Genomic DNA, 746 nt, shown 5'->3' with positions numbered 1-746 from the left:
TTACGATGCAGGTATCCCCCATGATTTCCATCAGCAACGTTTCGAAGTGGTACGGCCAGTTTCAGGTCCTCACCGACTGCACGACCGAGGTCACGAAAGGCGAAGTGGTCGTCGTGTGCGGCCCGTCGGGCTCGGGCAAGTCGACGCTGATCAAGACCGTGAACGGCCTCGAGCCGTTCCAGCAGGGCGAGATCCTCGTGAACGGCCAGTCGGTCGGCGACAAGAAGACGAACCTGTCGAAGCTGCGCTCGAAGGTCGGGATGGTGTTCCAGCATTTCGAGCTGTTCCCGCACCTGTCGATCACCGAGAACCTGACGCTCGCGCAGATCAAGGTGCTCGGCCGCGGCAAGGACGAGGCGAACGAGAAGGGCCTGAAGCTGCTCGACCGCGTCGGCCTGAAGGCGCATGCGCACAAGTTCCCGGGCCAGCTGTCGGGCGGCCAGCAACAGCGTGTCGCGATCGCGCGCGCGCTGTCGATGGATCCGATCGCGATGCTGTTCGACGAGCCGACGTCCGCGCTCGACCCCGAGATGATCAACGAAGTGCTCGACGTGATGGTCGAACTCGCGCAGGAAGGGATGACGATGATGGTCGTCACGCACGAGATGGGCTTCGCGAAGAAGGTCGCGCATCGCGTGATCTTCATGGACAAGGGCGCGATCGTCGAGGACGACCGCAAGGACGATTTCTTCTCGAATCCGAAATCGGAACGCGCGAAGGACTTCCTCGCGAAGATCCTGCACTGA

1 protein-coding gene is annotated in these 746 nt (G+C 61.9%); it reads left to right on the top strand.

Annotated features, from left to right (window positions below):
• Positions 1 to 20: 20 nt before the first annotated feature.
• Positions 21 to 746 (top strand): amino acid ABC transporter ATP-binding protein, encoded by a 726-nt coding sequence (locus tag VK92_RS38540; RefSeq protein ID WP_048028333.1) that lies wholly within the window; start codon positions 21 to 23, stop codon positions 744 to 746.

The organism is Burkholderia sp. LK4, assembly GCF_001043615.1.
Classification (GTDB): domain Bacteria; phylum Pseudomonadota; class Gammaproteobacteria; order Burkholderiales; family Burkholderiaceae; genus Burkholderia; species Burkholderia cepacia.
This window is presented reverse-complemented; position numbering and strand designations above follow the sequence as displayed.